Source organism: Olegusella massiliensis (genome assembly GCF_900078545.1).
GTDB classification, from domain to species: domain Bacteria; phylum Actinomycetota; class Coriobacteriia; order Coriobacteriales; family Atopobiaceae; genus Olegusella; species Olegusella massiliensis.
In genome coordinates this window covers 1611003-1628352 of the sequence record NZ_FLLS01000002.1, presented here as the reverse complement: position 1 = coordinate 1628352, position 17350 = coordinate 1611003, and the positions used below count along the sequence as shown (strand labels likewise).

13 protein-coding genes are annotated in these 17350 nt (G+C 48.2%); 7 read left to right on the top strand and 6 right to left on the bottom strand.

The window, feature by feature from the left end; genetic code table 11:
* The first annotated feature begins 4 nt into the window (after window positions 1–4).
* From aroA to aroQ, 5 genes are all read left to right on the top strand, one after another.
* A complete protein-coding gene (gene aroA / locus BN4314_RS07370) occupies window positions 5–1321 on the top strand; it encodes a 3-phosphoshikimate 1-carboxyvinyltransferase (protein ID WP_082911250.1) in 1317 nt (438 codons plus the stop codon).
* The gene (aroC, locus tag BN4314_RS07365; protein ID WP_068540596.1) at window positions 1311–2447 is read left to right on the top strand and encodes a chorismate synthase; all 1137 of its coding nucleotides are present in this window, start codon (window positions 1311–1313) and stop codon (window positions 2445–2447) included. The genes aroA and aroC overlap by 11 nt, the downstream gene beginning before the upstream one ends.
* Window positions 2448–2494: 47 nt before the next feature.
* Entirely contained in the window at window positions 2495–3640 is a 1146-nt protein-coding gene (locus BN4314_RS07360; RefSeq protein ID WP_187369565.1) for a bifunctional chorismate mutase/prephenate dehydratase, read from the top strand.
* Entirely contained in the window at window positions 3640–4926 is a 1287-nt protein-coding gene (locus BN4314_RS07355; RefSeq protein ID WP_068540592.1) for a shikimate kinase, read from the top strand. Before BN4314_RS07360 ends, BN4314_RS07355 begins: the two co-directional genes overlap by 1 nt.
* A 131-nt stretch (window positions 4927–5057) precedes the next feature.
* Complete coding sequence (gene aroQ / locus BN4314_RS08035) at window positions 5058–6068, top strand: type II 3-dehydroquinate dehydratase (protein ID WP_082911225.1); 1011 nt, start codon at window positions 5058–5060, stop codon at window positions 6066–6068.
* Window positions 6069–6163: 95 nt separating this feature from the next.
* Here the strand turns inward: aroQ and BN4314_RS07345 are convergent, their stop codons facing one another.
* The 6 genes from BN4314_RS07345 to arcA all read right to left on the bottom strand — a co-directional run bounded on the left by BN4314_RS07345 (window position 6164) and on the right by arcA (window position 12984).
* On the bottom strand, window positions 6164–6763 hold the full coding sequence (locus BN4314_RS07345) for a 5-formyltetrahydrofolate cyclo-ligase family protein (protein ID WP_068540590.1): 600 nt from the start codon (window positions 6761–6763) through the stop codon (window positions 6164–6166).
* 254 nt (window positions 6764–7017) lie between these two features.
* On the bottom strand, window positions 7018–8073 hold the full coding sequence (gene trpS, locus BN4314_RS07340) for a tryptophan--tRNA ligase (protein ID WP_068540588.1): 1056 nt from the start codon (window positions 8071–8073) through the stop codon (window positions 7018–7020).
* A 107-nt stretch (window positions 8074–8180) separates the two neighbouring features.
* Complete coding sequence (locus BN4314_RS07335; RefSeq protein ID WP_068540586.1) at window positions 8181–8666, bottom strand: hypothetical protein; 486 nt, start codon at window positions 8664–8666, stop codon at window positions 8181–8183.
* Between the two features lie 112 nt (window positions 8667–8778).
* A complete protein-coding gene (locus tag BN4314_RS07330) occupies window positions 8779–10248 on the bottom strand; it encodes a YfcC family protein (RefSeq protein ID WP_068540584.1) in 1470 nt (489 codons plus the stop codon).
* A gap of 396 nt (window positions 10249–10644) precedes the next feature.
* Entirely contained in the window at window positions 10645–11637 is a 993-nt protein-coding gene (argF, locus tag BN4314_RS07325) for an ornithine carbamoyltransferase (protein WP_021735486.1), read from the bottom strand.
* A 93-nt stretch (window positions 11638–11730) separates the two neighbouring features.
* Complete coding sequence (arcA, locus tag BN4314_RS07320; RefSeq protein ID WP_068540581.1) at window positions 11731–12984, bottom strand: arginine deiminase; 1254 nt, start codon at window positions 12982–12984, stop codon at window positions 11731–11733.
* 592 nt (window positions 12985–13576) lie between these two features.
* Between arcA and ppk1 the strand changes: the two genes are divergently transcribed.
* The gene (gene ppk1, locus BN4314_RS07315; RefSeq protein ID WP_068540579.1) at window positions 13577–16018 is read left to right on the top strand and encodes a polyphosphate kinase 1; all 2442 of its coding nucleotides are present in this window, start codon (window positions 13577–13579) and stop codon (window positions 16016–16018) included.
* Window positions 16015–17349, top strand: coding sequence for a 23S rRNA (uracil(1939)-C(5))-methyltransferase RlmD (gene rlmD, locus BN4314_RS07310; protein ID WP_068540577.1), 1335 nt, complete (start codon window positions 16015–16017; stop codon window positions 17347–17349). Before ppk1 ends, rlmD begins: the two co-directional genes overlap by 4 nt.
* Window position 17350 lies beyond the last annotated feature (1 nt).

The window sequence follows — 17350 nt, the reverse complement described above, 5'->3', positions numbered from 1 at the left end:
GGATATGCTCATTAGCCCAGGAAGTCTTGGTGGCAAACTTCGCTCTATTGCCTCCAAATCCGTCGCTCATCGACTGCTCATCTTGGCTGCATTTGCTGATAAGACTTGCAACATCGACTGCAGTAGTAGTTCACAGGATATTGATGCCACAATTGCCTGTCTCAGAGCACTTGGTGCACGTATCACACATACCAAAATAGGATTTCGTGTAGTCCCCATCCCAAAAACATCAAGGTTTGAGCCATATGCCCACGCAAAGCTCGACTGCAGAGAGTCTGGCTCTACCCTGCGCTTTATGTTACCTGTAGCAGCAGCGCTTGGCGCAGAGGCAAGCTTTATAGGAAGAGGTCGCTTAGCAAAGCGTCCACTCGCTCAACTTATAGCAGCACTTAACTCACATGGCTGTAATCTTTCTGAGTTTGGCAGCTGGCCTCTCAAACTGACAGGACAGCTCCAAGCTGGAAACTATACGTTACCCGGCAATGTTTCTTCACAGTATGTGACCGGCCTTTTACTTGCCGCTTCTCTGCTCAAAGGCACAACAGAGATATTAGTGAGTGAGCCCTTCCAGTCCGAGCCCTACGTTCGTTTAACCCTTAACGCACTGAGCCTATTTGGAGTGGAATACGAAGCAGGACACAAACAATTCGCTGATGGTAGCTATCGCACTTATCGTGTTTTCGGGTCTGGAACACAACTCGCTGCCCCTGAGACAGTCAGGGTGGAGGGAGACTGGTCTAACGCTGCGTTTTGGCTGGTAGCAGCTGCTATCGGCAAGCTGCCTATTTCAGTCAAACAGCTCAACCTAAGCAGCGCTCAAGGAGACCGCGTTATTTTGGCAGCCCTTTCACTTTTTGGTGCACACGTTGTTCGTGGCAACAATACCGCAACCGTAGGTCCTGCTTCCCTGCAAGGCATACGTATTGATGTTTCAAATTGCCCCGACCTTGTGCCACCGCTGGCTATTCTTGGCGCATGCGCTACGGGTACCACACGCCTTGCCAACGCTGGTCGTCTACGCCTTAAAGAATCAGATCGACTGCAAACCGTCAGTGCAACACTGCAAGCGCTCGGCGCACAAGCTCGCATCGAAACCGATGATTTACTTATAAGCGGAGGGTCAACTCTCACGGGTGGAGTTGTAGACGCTGCAGGAGATCATCGTATTGCAATGATGGCAGCTATTTTGGCAACCCAATGCACCGGAGATACGCTGATCCACGGGGCAGACTGTGTTGCTAAATCCTATCCCCAGTTTTTTAAAGACTTTGCCCTGCTGGGTGGCAAAGCACAAGCTCAGGAGGCCATACATGCCCTCTAGTTTTGGCAGCGCCTTGCGTGTCACCATATTTGGTCAGTCTCATTCACCTGCTATTGGCTGTGTCATCGAAGGCCTCCCTTCAGGCCACTATATCGATCTAGAGGCGCTTGCCCAACATATGAAACACCGCTCACCTGGTCAAGCGCGCTGGTCAACGCCGCGCAAAGAGGCGGATGCTGTGTCTATTCTGTCCGGCCTCAACCAGAGTGGTACTACCTCGGGAGCACCGCTGGCACTTGTTATTCAAAACACCAATACACGTCCTGGAGATTATGAAGAACTTAAGCGCGTGCCTCGCCCTGGTCATGCAGATTGGACAGCTCAACAAAAATGGCATGGCGCACAGGATGTCTCGGGCGGAGGACACTTCTCAGGTCGTCTCACCGCGCCACTTTGCGCAGCAGGTGGTATTGCCATGCAACTTTTGTCCGAGCGTGGCATTTGCATCGCCGCTCACCTCAGTGAATGTGCAGGTGTTACCGATGAGGCATTTCTTGCCCGAGGATCTATTGCTGACACAGAGGCACTCGCAGCACAAATGCACAGCTTAAAGGATGGCCGAAGCTTTCCTGTACTGAGTGAGCTGGCAGCAGAAGAGATGCAGATCCAGATCGAGAGGGCAAGAAAATCTTGCGATTCTGTCGGTGGTATTGTGGAATGTGTTGCCACAGGACTCCCCTCAGGCATCGGCTCGCCCATGTTTGACGGAATCGAATCAACTCTTGCTCGTATTGTTTTTGGAATTCCCGCAGTAAAAGGTCTGGAATTTGGTGCGGGTTTTTCCGCCGCAAGAATGCGTGGTAGCGAGCACAATGACCCCTATGTCATTGTTGATGGCAAGATATATCCCGCCAAAAACGATGCGGGTGGAAATCTAGGGGGCATTACAAGTGGCGCGCCTCTCTTGTGGCGCATGGCAGTCAAACCCACTTCCTCAATCGCACAGGAGCAGCACTCAGTTGATCTCATACGCAATGAAGAGACTGTTTTGCGTATACGTGGTAGACACGACCCCTGCATAGCCCCACGCGCTGTCCCTGTAGCAGAGTCCGCATGTGCCCTTGCTATCTTGGATTCTTGGCTTGCTTGGCCACCCTGTGGCGCAGATGATGAGCATTGCCTTTAAACTACAAAAGGAACAAATAACCTCTACTTTAAGAAAGCAGAATGACCATGGCAGATATTTCAGAACTACGTAAGCATATTGACCGTATCGATGACGACATACTTGAGCTCTTCAAGGAACGCATGGATATTGCCCATGAGGTCGCAGCCTATAAAGCTGAGAACAAGCTTCCCGTTTTTGACCGCAATCGCGAACACCAAATACTTGTCGATGCTGCAGCCAAGGTGCCCAAGGACCAGCAGGCCTATGTCCAAGTACTGATGTCTTTGCTTATGGAAGCTTCTCGCTCACGCCAAACGAGGGCTTTGGGTCGCGACAATCAGGTAGTTGCAAGCATTAACGAAGCCCTCAAAGAGTCTCCTGAGCTTTTCCCTCGCGATGCCTTTGTTGCCTGCCAAGGCGTTGAGGGGGCTTATTCACAGATTGCAGCTGATCGTCTGTTTAAGCATGCCAACATTAGCTATTTCGATACCTTTGATGGTGTTTTTCGTGCGGTTGACCAGGGCTTTTCTGACTATGGTGTGCTGCCCATTGAAAACAGCAGTGCCGGATCGGTCAATGAGGTCTACGACCTCATGATGCAGTATGACTTCCATATCGTACGCACCTGCCGCCTTAAGGTTGATCACAATCTTCTTGCCAAACCAGGCACGAAACTTGAGGATATTCGCGAGATATATAGCCATGAGCAAGCAGTTGCTCAGAGTATGAGTTTTTTGCAATCACTGCCTCATGCGCAGGTACATGTGGTTGAGAATACCGCCGCTGCCTCCAAACTGGTTGCTAATTCTGAACGTAGTGATGTTGCTGCCCTCGCATCACGCGCGTGCGCAGAACTTTATGGCTTAGTTCCCCTTGCACAAGCAGTGCAGGATCGCGATGACAACTACACCCGCTTTGCTTGTATCACAAAAAAACTCACCGTCTATCCTGGTGCCGATCGCAGTTCTTTGATGCTTGTCGTTGGCAATGAACCCGGAGCTCTTTTCAAAGTGCTTGCTAAGTTTTATGCCCTTGATATCAACATCATTAAACTTGAGAGTCGGCCTATTCTCGGCAAGGACTTTGAATTCATGTTTTACTTTGATGTGGATTGTCCTGTAGTAGCTCCTGAATTTACGCAGCTCATGTCCACCCTAGGTAATGTCTGCGAAAATATGCGCTATCTCGGAAGTTACCGCGAGGTCATCTAATGGCTGAAGCCCCTGACTCTCGCTTTGGCCTCCTTGGTCGCAAACTTGGGCATAGCTGGTCACCTCGCATCCACAAGATGTTAGGCTCAACTCCCTATGCACTTTTTGAACGCGAGCCAGAAGAAGTTAAAGACTTTATTCGCCATGGCAGATGGCAGGGGCTCAATGTCACCATTCCTTACAAGGTCAATGCTTTTGCACTGGCTGATGAGGTAAGTGAGCGGGCACAACGCATAGGTGCTGCCAACACCTTGGTTAAACGTCGCGATGACAGTATTTATGCCGATAATAGTGATGTGGGCGGCTTTGCTTGGATGCTGAAACGCTTTTGTAAGCGTCACTGGGGAGCAAATGGAGCACAGCTACTTTCTCATCTGCCTGTTGTCGTTTTGGGATCTGGTGGTGCAAGTCAGGCAGTGCAAGCCGCTCTTAAGGAATTTGGAGCCTCTGTCAGTGTCATCTCTCGTCATAGTGACGATAGCTATGACACACTTGACACGCGTCATGCAGACGCGAGACTTCTTATCAATACAACACCTGTGGGCATGTATCCCAGCTGTCCTGCAAGCCCTCTGAGCAATACAAAACTGGCAAAGCTCACTCATCTGCGGGGAGTCATTGATATCGTCTACAACCCCACACGCACGGGCCTATGTTTACAAGCAGAACGTCTCGGCATTCCTTTTGAGTCTGGACTTGCCATGCTCGTTGCTCAGGCAGCTCTTTCATCTGAGCTTTTCTTAAGCACGACCCATTCACAGGAGACTATTGAGGTGATTGAGCGTGAGTTGCGCAGTTCTATGACCAATATCTGCTTAATTGGAATGCCAGGAGTTGGCAAGACAAGTACAGGCACTCTTTTAGCACGCGAGTTGCATCGTCCTTTTATTGACCTTGATGCGGCTTTTAAAATAAAAGAAGATGCCAGTGCTGCAGACTTTATTAGTGCTCATGGTGAAGCTTCGTTTCGCGACGCTGAATCTCAAATTCTTGCCGACTATGCAAGCAAATCAGGTCTTGTCATCTCCTGTGGTGGCGGTGTAGTTGTACGCAAAAACAACTACGATTTGCTTCACCAAAATGGACTTATCGTGATGCTGGATCGCCCTGTTGAACAGCTTTCCACTAGGGACAGACCCCTCTCACAGTCCAAAGGACTCATCCAACTCGCAGAAGAACGCATGCATCTCTATCGTAGCTGGGCGGATACCATTATTGCGTGCACAGGATCTCCTTCAGGTGATGCGCGCGCTATTTCTGACTTCCTAAAAACCCAAACGATATAAAAATTAATGTGATCGATTAATTTTTTTACCTAAACAAGCTGCCACTCACCGTTTGAACTTAAGAAAAGCTATATGTAGGGCAGAATTTTTCCTATACTGAAGTCTCGCAACTTCAGGGAGGATAGGATCTTATGGCAGTCGAAGCTTCGCCTTCGTCAATCGCAAAATCAGTACTTTTGAATGTGGGCGGTAAAGAAAATGTCCTCTCCAACTCTTTGTGCATGACGCGACTAAGGCTCCGTATCATCAATCCTGAAGAAGTTAATGATGAGGAACTTGAATCCATCACAGGAGTGCTTGGCTTAGTTTCACGAGGTTTCGATGGCCTTGAGGTGGTTTTTGGACCGCGTCTTGTTCGCGACGTGTATAACTCTTTTGTTGAGCTCACGGGCCTTAATCCTGATGATGCAGATGCCGTAGTGGGCACCTCTCCTTTAGCATCCAATCTACGTGTGCGTATTAGCCCTTCTCGTCAGCGCTCCTACGAGGCACAATCACGTGCCAACAATGCCGATTTATCTGATGGTGCCCATCTTTTGAGTCATGCTCATTCTGATGTTGATGATTTGGCAGGTCTCAGCCAACTTTTTGAGCATGATAAGACAGACGAAACAGATGCTGTGCCAGAAAAGTCAAACGAGCTCCGCATTGCTGATGATTATGAGAATGAGAGTGTTCCTACTAAAGATTACAGGCTTCTTATCATCAACGGACCTAATGTCAATATGCTTGGCATTCGCGAACCAGATATTTATGGTCACAGAAGCTACGATGATCTACTCACACTTTGCAAAGCGGTAGCCAGTGAAGCTGGCTTTAGTACCTGCTCGTGTTTTCAGTCCAATCATGAGGGCGATATCGTTGACCGCATCCAAGATGCCTATCAGACTTATGACGGTATCATCATCAATCCAGGAGCTCTCACGCATACTTCAATTGCTTTGCTTGATGCCCTGCGTGCGGTTGATATTCCCACTATTGAGGTGCATATATCTGAGGTAGACAAACGTGAATCATTTAGACAGATTTCTTACGTGCGCGGCGCATGCTTTGAGTCTATTGTGGGCTTAGGTGTCAAGGGTTACGCCAAAGCAATTAGGGATATGGCCGCTCATCTGAATGTCACTGCATGCAAGCTGTAGTAAAGGCGCATCGTAAGAACCTACTAGGAAAAAAGAGTACGTCGTAAACCGTCTGCGAAGCAAAATCAAGTTGTAAGTCTGCTGTGGAGAAGAAACTAACCACAATGCCAGACAGCATTTTCGGTGATGAGATAATCAACAGCGATTGCTTTGTCTCCATGTGGCAAAGGATTGCTTGAGATCTGCATCGAACGGACAAGAGCAAGCTTGTGACCAGGATAGAAAGCAAGAAACTCATCGAGTTTATCGTCATCTTCACCAACGCGATACCCTTGGCTATCAAACACCAATCCGGATACAATGCAGAGCGACTCAACAAGCTCGCTGCAGCTGAAGCCCAACGTATCGCCTTCGGCGCTGCAGCTAGATGCCTTAGGAATCGTTCGCTCTGTAACACTAAGTTCTGCTTCAGAAAAGATCTCAATACAGTCGGCAACACCATTGCAATTCAAGCAAAGTCCCACACGTTTGCCAGCAGCAAAAGCTCGCTTGGCAAGGGTTGTCATAGAGATGCCACCTTGGTCGCTTACAGGTAGCAACAGGACCTGCGCACGAGTCCACAAATCAAGTTTGGCTAATAAGTCAAGCGCACCTTCATTGTCTGTGACGCTACTGATAACAGGAGTCGGTAATGCACGCAGATAACTTGCTTCAAGTGCAGTCTTACTTGCGTCTGCTCCATTAGAGCTTGCCATGCATTTCTCCTCTACTGCGCTATAGTGTCAGTTTAAAAATCATAGCAAAAGCTTCCCCCTACATTGAAGATAAACTCATGCCAGGTTTTTATACCCCTAAGTATGCGCATAAAACCTTTGAAAATGTCGATGTGCACATCGTAAACGAAAGAATAGATTCAACCTTCGAATACATCTTGATGTCAGCGTACTTTTTTGTACCGTCAAGCGTGCGCCCCGCCACTAAAAACAAAATGCACCCACAGAAGCTGAATTTAATAAACCATACCCATCGCCTCTTGCACCTCAGAAAGCGTGGTCTGAGCAAGCTCGTTGGCGCGTCTGTTACCATCGTGTAGTACATCTTTGATGTAATCAAGGTCCTGCTCGTACTCACGACGCTTCTCACGAATTGGAGCAAAATAGCCGTTAACTGCCTCGGTAACATAACGTTTAAGCGCACCGCTACCGCCCATACCAATCTCTTCTGCAATTTCTTTGGGATCGCGACCTGTGCAAATACCTGCTGTAGTAAGCAGCGCAGAGACACCAGGACGATTCTCAGGATCAAAGGTAATATTGCGATCGGAGTCGGTCTTGGACTTCTTGATGAGCTTTGCGGTTTCTTCTGCCGTCATACACAAAGAGATAGCGTTGCCATAAGACTTGCTCATCTTGCGACCATCTAGGCCAGGAAGCAAGGGCGTAGAGGTAAGGAGCCCCGCGACCTCAGGAAACACCTTACAGTGAAAACGGTCATTAAAGCGACGAGCGATTTTACTTGTTATCTCAATATGAGGTAACTGATCGCGGCCGACAGGAACGATATTGCCCTTGCAAAACAAAATATCACAGGCTTGATGTACGGGATAGGTCAATAGCAAGCCTGTCAATGCATGTCCACTGGCTTCCTGCTCGGCTTTAACCGTAGGGTTACGTTCAAGCTCAGCCTCAGAAACCAAGGAGAGAAACGGCAGCATCAGCTGATTGGCCGCAGGGACTGCTGAGTGAGTAAAAATCATGGTCTTTGCAGGATCAATACCACAAGCAAGATAATCCATCACCATGTTGTAGACGTTATCCTGGATATGCTCAGTAGTATCGCGATCGGTGATAACCTGATAGTCCGCAATGATGACATTGGACTTAATGCCCATGTTTTGTAGGCGTACGCGCTCAATCAGAGTGCCAAAATAATGACCCATATGCAGACGACCTGTAGGACGGTCTCCCGTAAGCATGGTATAGGCTTCGGTTTTACCATCGGCAAGATCTGCCTGAATTTCATTGCTACGCCTCAGCGCTGCTTCATAACTTCCCTCGTTGGGCATCAAAGCCTCCTCTAATCTCGTTAACGCTCCCTATCATAGGCTAAACATCCCAGCGGCTGGATAGTCAAAACGTAATGCTTTGACAAATACTTTGACCCAAATGGTCTTTATTCGTTAAACTCCGCAGCTTCCTCACGTAAGGCAAGAATCGCTGCAATTGCATGAAGCGCTCCCAGCAAAAGGGTAAAGAGTGCATCAATAAATCCAATAAGAGCAAAGATATGAAATAGCTCAGCTGAGCCCACAGGTTTCAGCGTGGTACCAAAAGCCGCTGAATAAAGTGAACTTAGCAGCACATAATCAAAAGCGAGACAAATAAAGGCAATAACAGCAGATGCAACGCCTCTTCCCAAAGATGGATGATAATCCGTGCGTGCTCGAGAGCGGTATCGCAGCTCCCCCACTACACCCAAAGTAAGCTGTACTAACGCAACAAGCAAAACAATGTTACCAATGCTTGCAGACTTAGCTGAAACCACCGCAAAGCTATCAGGATGCATAACGATAACAAGCGTAGCAATAACAGAAATCGCACTAGTAGCCAACGCAACACGCGAAGAAAGCTTGGTTAGGTTTTGGGATTGAAAAAACATAAGGATTTGTCCATTCAAAGTAAGAAAACAAGCCAAGGCTCTAAATTATGACATAAGAGAAGGACTCCTGAAACCAGGAGTCCTTCTTGTCTAACAGCTGCTACGTGAAAATTTATGCAGGGATCACTGTCATAGCGATAGCAAGAATAATCACGCAGACCACAGACAGGATAGCAACAAGCTTGATGGCAAACTTGAACCAAGTGGAATACTCAACACGAGCAAGAGCAAGGCCACCCATAATTGCTGCGGAGGTCGGGGTAATCAGGTTGACAACACCGGAGGCAGCAGAGAAGACCATGATCATAACTGCAGGGTTGAAGCCAAGGTTGACAGCCAAGGGCCCCATGATAGGCATGGAAACGCCAGCCATACCAGAAGTCGAAGGAATCAGGAAGGAAAGTAGGAAGTAAAGCAGGTAGCTGCCGACAGCCAAAACAGGACCAGAGGTGCCATTCAGTGCTGCGGAGGCATTGTTCAAAACATAGTTGGAAAGGTTGGTTGCGTTCATGATCATGGTGACGCCACGGGCAACGGCAATGATCAGGACAACGGACATCATTTCGCCTGCACCAACCATAAAGGTGTCCACAATCTCGTGCTCAGAGAAGCCATAGACAACACCAATGATGATGGCCATGAGAAGGAACCATGTGGTGGACTCAGCAAAGTACCACTGACCCAGAGGAACATCAGTCAGGAAGCCAGACCAAGAGTCAAAGAAGGTAACGCCAAAGCTGCCCCAGGGCACAAAGCCGAGGATCATGATGAGGAAGGAGAGTGCAAAGACCCAAAGGACTGCCTTCTGCTTGCCAGTCAGCTGAGCATCGCCAACCTCAGCGATGTTGTTGCCGTAAGCCTCACGGGCGGCCTCGAGCTCAGTTTCGGACATGAGGGTTGCAGAGGGATCCTTGCGAACCTTCTTGGCATACTGCATAACGATGAAAGAAGAAACTGCCCACGTAGCAACAAGGAGGATAAGGCCAAGCGCAATGGTGATACCTTGGTCAACTGCAATGCCAACACTTTCGCCACTGAGAGCGTCAACAGCTGCACCAACTGCAAAGGGGTTGACCGTGGAGCCGAGGCAACCAACACCAGCACCCAAAAGAATCATCATAACGCCAGTCATGGGGTCAAAGCCTGCAGCCATCATGGTTGCAGCAAGCAGGATGTAAAAGCCGACGGTCTCTTCGCAGAAGCCATAGGTTGAGCCCAGAATTGCAAAGATAAACATCAAAACAGGAATGAGGACAAGCTCCTTGCCATGCATCTTCTTAACAAGATTGGTAATACCAACGTTAAGAGCATTGGTCTTGTTGACGATACCAAGAAAACCGCCCAGGACCATAACAAAGAGGCAGACGGGCATTGCGTCACCAAAACCATTAACGGCTGCCATGGTGAACGTGCCGAGAGAAGCACCTGCGACAAGCTCCTTTGCGCCATCTTCGGTCACAGCACCAGTAGCCTGGCCATTAAGCAGCCATGAGATGGCTACAACAACAATCATGAGGATGAAAATGATACTAAACGAAGTTAGCATCTCCCTCTTCTTCTTTGGCTTAGTTACCTCAGCCATTCCAACTCCTTTCCTTGCGCCCTTAGGCGCTCCAACAAAACTTGTGCCTATCACACAACAGAACATGTGTAATATTAGCGAAAATAAGATATCACAAGTCCATCACAATGGTGAGCGTAAGCAATTTATCGGTGAAAATATTCGATTATCTTCTTTGGATAACTTTATCTACTCTCACCCAATTTAAGCACGGATAACCTGCATGTTTTAGAAGAATAAACATAAAAGAGTTTCCATCCATATGTTTTATTCAACCAAAATTTGCAATATTTTGAGAATATAAAAATTAGGATAGAAAAATTGTTACTTGACAATATACAAATATTATAGTAGTCCCAAAAAAACCTCCTTGGATTCAAAATCCAAGGAGGTGCCTTGCTTTATAAAAATCAAAACTTACTTCAGAGTTGCGTACATAACAGCCTTGATGGTATGCATGCGGTTCTCTGCCTCGTCAAAAACACGAGACTGACGGCCCTCGAAGACCTCGTCAGTAACCTCCATCTCGGTGATACCAAACTCCTCGGCAACCTCCTTGCCATGGGTGGTATTGGTGTCATGGAAGGAAGGAAGGCAGTGCTCAAAGATAGCGTTGGGGTTAGCCTCAGCCATGAGCTCCTTGGTAACACGGTAAGGCTTCAGAAGCTTGATGCGCTCACCAAACAGGTCATAGGACTCACCCATGGAAACCCAAATGTCGGTGTAGAGGCAGTCGCAGTTCTTGGCGCCCTCGTGGGGATCCTCGGTCAGAACAATCTCGCAGCCGTTCTCAGCAGCAATCTCGCGGCAGGTAGCAACAAGCTCAGCATCTGGCATGCGTGCCTCAGGACCGCAAGCGCAGAAGTTGATGCCAAGCTTGGCGCAAACAACCATCAGAGAGTTAGCAACATTGTTGCGAGCATCACCAAAGAAGGTGAGTTTCTTGCCGCGGAGATCACCAAACTCTTCCTTCATGGTAAGGATGTCAGCGAGCATCTGGGTGGGATGGAACTTATCGGTCAGACCATTCCAGGTAGGAACGCCAGACTTCTCTGCAATCTCCTCAACCTGCTCTTGAGCAAAGCCGCGGTACTCAATACCATCAAACATGCGGCCAAGAACACGGGCAGTGTCCTCAGTGGACTCTTTGTGGCCCATCTGAGAGCTATTGGGATCCAAATAAGTAACACCCATGCCAAGGTCATAAGCGCCAACCTCAAATGCGCAACGGGTGCGTGTAGAGGTCTTTTGGAAAATAAGAACGACATTCTTACCCTCAAGGTAACGGTGAGGGATACCAGCGCGCTTCATGTTCTTAAACTGAGCAGCCAGATCAAGAAGGTAGTTGATCTCAGCAGGGGTATAGTCAAGCAGCTTAAGGAAATTGCGACCGGACAAAGAGATGGCCATAATTCATTCCTTTCGTAAAAAATTTTTATATCTGACTTACAAGCCAAAGGGCAGGTAAAACCTGCCCTTTGGGTACTACTGTTTAAGCGCCGCCTACGCGAGGTCCTCGCGCCAGAAAGGCATGGACATGCAACGGGGGCCGCCACGACCGCGGGAAAGCTCTGCGGAAGGCACAACGAGAAGGTCGAGACCTTCCTTGTACAGAACATCGTTGGTAACGGTGTTGCGCTGGTAAACGCAAATCTTGCCAGGTGCAACTGCGAGGGTGTTGGAACCATCGTTCCACTGCTCGCGAGCTGCTGCGACAGGATCGCCGCCGCCACACTTGATGAGCTGGACGGTATCCAGACCCATGGCCTTTGCCAGGACGTGCTCAAGGGTGTCGTTCATTTCCTCGATAGCAATTTCGCCCTCAGAAGCGCCCTTGGTGAGCTTGAAGACCTGCAGGGTGCCCATAATGCCTGGGTGAATGGTGAACTTGTCAACATCAATCTGGGTAAAGACGGTATCAAGGTGCATGAAGGCACGAGACACAGGGATATTGAAGGCGTAGATGGTGTCAATCTCGCACTGGTCTGCCTTATCCCAGAACATGTGCTGTGCCAAAGCATCAATGGCGGCAGCCTGTGTACGCTGAGAGATACCGATTGCCAAGGTGTGAGCGTTGATGTTGAGAACATCGCCACCCTCGGTGTGGTAAGCAGAATCGCGACGATACCACAAAGGAGATTCTTTGTACTCAGGGTGATCACGGAAGATGTACTTGCCATACAAAGTCTCGCGATTACGAGTGACAGAGAACATGTGGTTGAGATTAACGCCGTGACCAACAATTGCAAAGGGGTCACGAGTGAAGTAGGTGTTGGGCATAGGATCAATCAAGAGATCAGACTCGCTATCCTGATCTGCGCCAACAAGGTCAGAAAGCAGATTGCTGGAACGAGTCGGAAGCTCAAGCTCGTTCTTACGAATACCAGCGATGGTCTTCTCTACGAAGGTCTGGGTATCCTCAATGGAATCCATGAACTCCTTGACAACTGCACGGGTGTGCGTGCCACGAAGGCCAGACTCGTCGAGCCACTGGTTGGTGAACTCCTCACGAGTGCCTGCTGCATCAAGAGCCTCAGCAACGAGCTTCTCGAGGTACAAAACCTCAGCGCCCTGCTCACGCAGAATCTCTGCAAAGCGATCATGCTCCTCCTGGGCTACCTCAAGGAAGGGCACGTCGTCAAAAAGCAGACGACCGAGCTCGTCGGGCGGCAGGTTGAGCAGTTCTTCGCCAGGACGGTGGAGCAGTACCTTTTTGAGGGCACCAATCTCGCTGTGGACATTAAGTCCCTTAGGCATGATTTCCTCCCACTCCTTTGTGCCAGTCTTCTGGCACAACTTGAATAGAAACCTCACATCGGCATCGCGGTTTTTTATCTAAAGCCACAAGCCTCTGTATTACAATTCCTAACTATATCCAATAGTTTTTAATTTCGATAGCCATAAATTTGTTCACGGGGGAACGGTATTATTTTTTCGTTGAGCGGTTGTTCGTAACAAATTTAGATGGTTATATTCACAATTCTTCCCTGATTACCTGCATAAAGTCATCATTATTTCTTGATTATTTCGTTTATATTTTTTTGTTTGGCTTGACTTCTAGAATTTGAGAGAGAATGTTGTAACATTCATGTAATATACAGTTTATTTGCTAAACATTGATTTTTATTCTTATTTTAGAGAATGAATTTAGCATATAAACATCTCTAAAAAAATTTTTCTAAAGCAAATTTTTAACCAAAATTCCAACAAATTTTAAAGTGCTCCGCTTAGATGCTTCACTGACAAAAATTGCATCTCGCAACATTTTATATTGCTTAAACACAACCAGCGAACTCTTCCAGCTGATAAAATGAAGCTTGTTGAGCACCTAAGAAATGGGGGATCATCTATGGCAGATAAAGATACAACCACTCACGACAAAAATCCTGAGAAGTCAACAAAAGCTTTAAAGGAAACTGGCTCTCCAAAGAATTCTTCTCAAAACGAAAAAAACCAATCACCAAAACTTGATTTTTCGTATACGCAAAACCGCGAGATTAGTTGGCTGCGCTTTGATGACCGTGTCCTTGACGAAGCGTTAGATGAAACCGTCCCTCTCTTCGAACGGCTGAAATTCGTATCTATCTTTGACTCAAACCTTGATGAGTGGTTTATGATCCGTATCGGTGGTCTTTCCGATTTGAATCTCCTCAAACATCAGCCTACAGATAACAAATCCGATCAAACTCCAGCCGAGCAGCTTCGAGCCATCTTTAACGTACTTCCCAGCTACATTGAAAAGCAAGAAAAAGCACTGGAGATTATTGAGTCGCAACTTTCTCATCGCGGTCTTGCGCGTGCAAGCTGTGAAACTATGAGCGATGCTGACAAGGCCGTTGTCTCCAAATATTTTGACACGCATATTGCACCTATCATCTCGCCGCAAATTGTCGATCCTCGCCATCCATTCCCCAATCTGCGCAATATGCAACTTTATGTGACTTGTTCACTCAATGGACCTGATGAGTCGGGCATGCTGGGCATTATTGAAGTACCCTCGTCACTCCCCCGTGTGATTTCCCTACCCAGCACACAAGAAGTATGGCGTTACACCCTCATCGAAGATGTAATTCGTACGCGCCTCGATGGACTCTTTGGCAATTACTTACCAACTGATTCTGCGGTCATCCGTCTCACACGCAATGCAGATATTGATCCGGATGGCGAAGGCGTTGGCGAGGAAGAAGACTATCGTCAGCATATGAAACGCGTACTCAAGCTACGCCAGCGTTTGCAGCCAGTGCGCTTACAGATCCAAGGACAACTTCCCAAAGATTTGGAGAAATTTATCCTCAGCGAGACAGAACTGCCCCGCAAGCGTGTCTTCCGCGTTACTATACCCCTCGATTTGGGCTATATATTTTCGCTCGATTCACACTTACCTGCAGATTCGCGAGCCACGCTGCTGTATAATCCCTTCTCGCCTCAACCTTCTTCAATGGTTGATATGTCAAAACCCATTCGTCCACAAGTTGAAGCTAACGATATCCTCCTTTTTTATCCCTATGAGTCGATGGATCCGCTGCTACAACTTATCCATGAAGCGTCATCAGATGATGACTGTATTCAGATTAAAATTACGCTTTATCGCGTAGCAAAACTCTCTAAGCTGTGCGAATCTTTGATTGCAGCATCCGAAAATAGCAAAGATGTCACCGTATTAATGGAGCTGCGTGCACGCTTTGATGAGGCAAACAATATTGCTTGGGCAGAACGCCTTGAAGACGCAGGCTGCACCGTCATTTATGGCCAAGAAGGGTTTAAGGTGCACTCTAAGATTTGCCAGATTATCTATCACCATCAAGGTGAAATAAAGCGAATTACCTGCCTAGGTACTGGCAATTTCAATGAGAAGACAGCGGGTCTGTACTCAGACTTTATGCTACTTACCGCACATGAAGGCATTGGCGAGGATGGCAATGTATTTTTCCGCAACCTCTCGTTAGGTAATCTGCATGGTAGTTACCGCTATCTTGGCGTGGCACCTACCCGTCTCAAGCCTTTAGTGATGAGTGGCCTTGATCGTGAGATTCATCGTGCAAAAAGTAGTCATGAAGCCGCTGTTCTTATGAAGATGAACTCGCTCACTGACCGCGATGTCATTGATAAGATCTCGGAAGCCTGCGAAGCTGGTGTTCAAGTAACACTTATCGTTCGTGGTATTTGCTGTATTAAAGCCAATGTCCCAGGCAAAACCGACGGATTGGTAGTACGCCAGATTGTGGGGCGCTTCCTTGAACATGCCCGTGTCTACGCCTTTGGATTCGAGATGGATACCATCTATCTCTCCTCTGCCGACATGATGACACGTAACACCGAACGTCGCGTTGAGATTGCCTATCCCGTGCTTGACCCACGTTGTCGTCAAATGGTCAAAGAATACATGGATCTCCAGCTTGCTGATAACACCAAGGCTCGTCAGCTCACCTCTGATGGCAGCTGGCAAAAGATTGAACTCGCCGAAGGCGAACTACTCGTTAACTCTCAGGAAAAACTATGCGCGCTTGCCAGCGAACGCGCCCGGAAAGCAGCTGATGCCCAGGCCACTGCAAAACGTCACCGCATTCAGAACTCCCATGGCAGAGGTCCTTCTGTAGAAGAGGCTGCTCGTATTTCTTCCGCTACAACTGAACCCAAAGCGCAGGATGCCACCGACGCTTCCAATATGAGTAGCCAAACGGCTGAAAATGAAATAAGCGCCAAGAACGCTGAGATTTCACGCAGTCGCATAAGTCAAGCATTCCACTTGATTGGTGAAGGTATTGCCACCTTATTTGGCTTGAGGAGATGACAGAGCTAGTGCTCACACTACAAATAGAGCGTATGGCCTATGGAGCTGACGCAATCGCTCACACTCCAGAAGGAAAGACTATTTTCGTCTCTGGGGCTGTTCCTGGTGACACGGCCGAGGTTGAAGTCATACAAGACGGCTCCAACTTTTCAAAAGGCAGAGTTACGCATATTGTCGAGTCTTCTAAAAAACGCGTCGCTCCTCCCTGCCCTTATGCAACTATATGTGGTGGTTGCCCCTGGGGGGTTCTTTCAAAAGAGGCGCAACTTGAAGCAAAGCGCTCATCTGTTGTGGATGCACTCGTTCGCATCGGACACTTTGAGACAGCAAAAGCTGAGTCCCTAGTTGCAGACTGCGAGCGCCCTTCTGCCGACTGGGGATATCGCAACAAAGTGGAACTTGCCGTAAGCTGGCAAAAAGGTCGCCTTGTGGTAGGCATGCATGCAAAGGATGGGTCCGTCATCAAGGTCGATTCGTGCCCACTTTTACAAGACAAGCATGCAAAACTTGTCAAAGCAGTATCAGGTGCTTTGGGTTATCTCGGTGGCACCAATGAACTTGGTCTCGAACGAGTTGGTATTCGTGTAGCACTACATACTAAAGATATTGAAATTGCACTCTGGGGAAAACCAGGCGCTTTTCCCCGTGCTCAAGCTGCAAAAGTCCTCGGTGATGCCACGCATGCAAACTCTATGGTACGCATACTCACCAAAGGGTTAAAAAAAGCACGCCGCATCACTGGTGTAGAAGTGCTTTCTGGTAAGGGGTATTGGACCGAGCGTATTGCCGGGCAGCGCATGGCTCTTTCTGCTCCCTCCTTTTTTCAGGTTAATACCTTAGGAGCAGAACGTTTAATTGAACTGGTACTTGCAGGACTTGACCCTCAGCCAGACGAAGAGGCAATGGATCTGTACTGCGGCGCAGGCACCTTTACACTACCTCTTGCAAAGCGCTGTGAGTTTGTCTCTGCGGTAGAAGCATCTGGCCCTGCCGTTCGTGACCTCCGCCGTAATCTCGATAATGCACAGCTACAAAACGTTGATGTTATCGGCGGAGATGCTGGTCGAGAGTTTCCTGATAGCGATGCAAATTTGATTGTTGTTGATCCACCACGTGCTGGGCTTGCAGAAAATGTAGTCACGCAACTCTCAGAACAGCGCGTCCGTCGCATTGCATATGTAAGCTGTGATCCCGCAACACTTGCACGTGATCTCGCACGTTTTTGCGCAATAGGTAACTATCGGCCACTACGCATCACCCCTGTTGACCTCTTCCCCCAGACGTACCATGTGGAGTGCGTTGTCTTGATGTCAAGGGGAGATGTGAAATGAC

Bases quoted from the DNA above. Each gene is read 5' to 3' on its own strand.
- aroC (WP_068540596.1), top strand. From the start codon at position 1,311: ATGCCCTCTAGTTTTGGCAGCGCCTTGCGTGTCACCATATTTGGTCAG.
- BN4314_RS07335 (WP_068540586.1), bottom strand. From the start codon at position 8,666: ATGTTTTTTCAATCCCAAAACCTAACCAAGCTTTCTTCGCGTGTTGCG.
- argF (WP_021735486.1), bottom strand. From the start codon at position 11,637: ATGGCCATCTCTTTGTCCGGTCGCAATTTCCTTAAGCTGCTTGACTAT.
- trpS (WP_068540588.1), bottom strand. From the start codon at position 8,073: ATGCCCAACGAGGGAAGTTATGAAGCAGCGCTGAGGCGTAGCAATGAA.
- rlmD (WP_068540577.1), top strand. From the start codon at position 16,015: ATGACAGAGCTAGTGCTCACACTACAAATAGAGCGTATGGCCTATGGA.
- aroA (WP_082911250.1), top strand. From the start codon at position 5: ATGCTCATTAGCCCAGGAAGTCTTGGTGGCAAACTTCGCTCTATTGCC.
- BN4314_RS07345 (WP_068540590.1), bottom strand. From the start codon at position 6,763: ATGGCAAGCTCTAATGGAGCAGACGCAAGTAAGACTGCACTTGAAGCA.
- BN4314_RS07355 (WP_068540592.1), top strand. From the start codon at position 3,640: ATGGCTGAAGCCCCTGACTCTCGCTTTGGCCTCCTTGGTCGCAAACTT.
- aroQ (WP_082911225.1), top strand. From the start codon at position 5,058: ATGGCAGTCGAAGCTTCGCCTTCGTCAATCGCAAAATCAGTACTTTTG.
- ppk1 (WP_068540579.1), top strand. From the start codon at position 13,577: ATGGCAGATAAAGATACAACCACTCACGACAAAAATCCTGAGAAGTCA.
- arcA (WP_068540581.1), bottom strand. From the start codon at position 12,984: ATGCCTAAGGGACTTAATGTCCACAGCGAGATTGGTGCCCTCAAAAAG.
- BN4314_RS07330 (WP_068540584.1), bottom strand. From the start codon at position 10,248: ATGGCTGAGGTAACTAAGCCAAAGAAGAAGAGGGAGATGCTAACTTCG.
- BN4314_RS07360 (WP_187369565.1), top strand. From the start codon at position 2,495: ATGGCAGATATTTCAGAACTACGTAAGCATATTGACCGTATCGATGAC.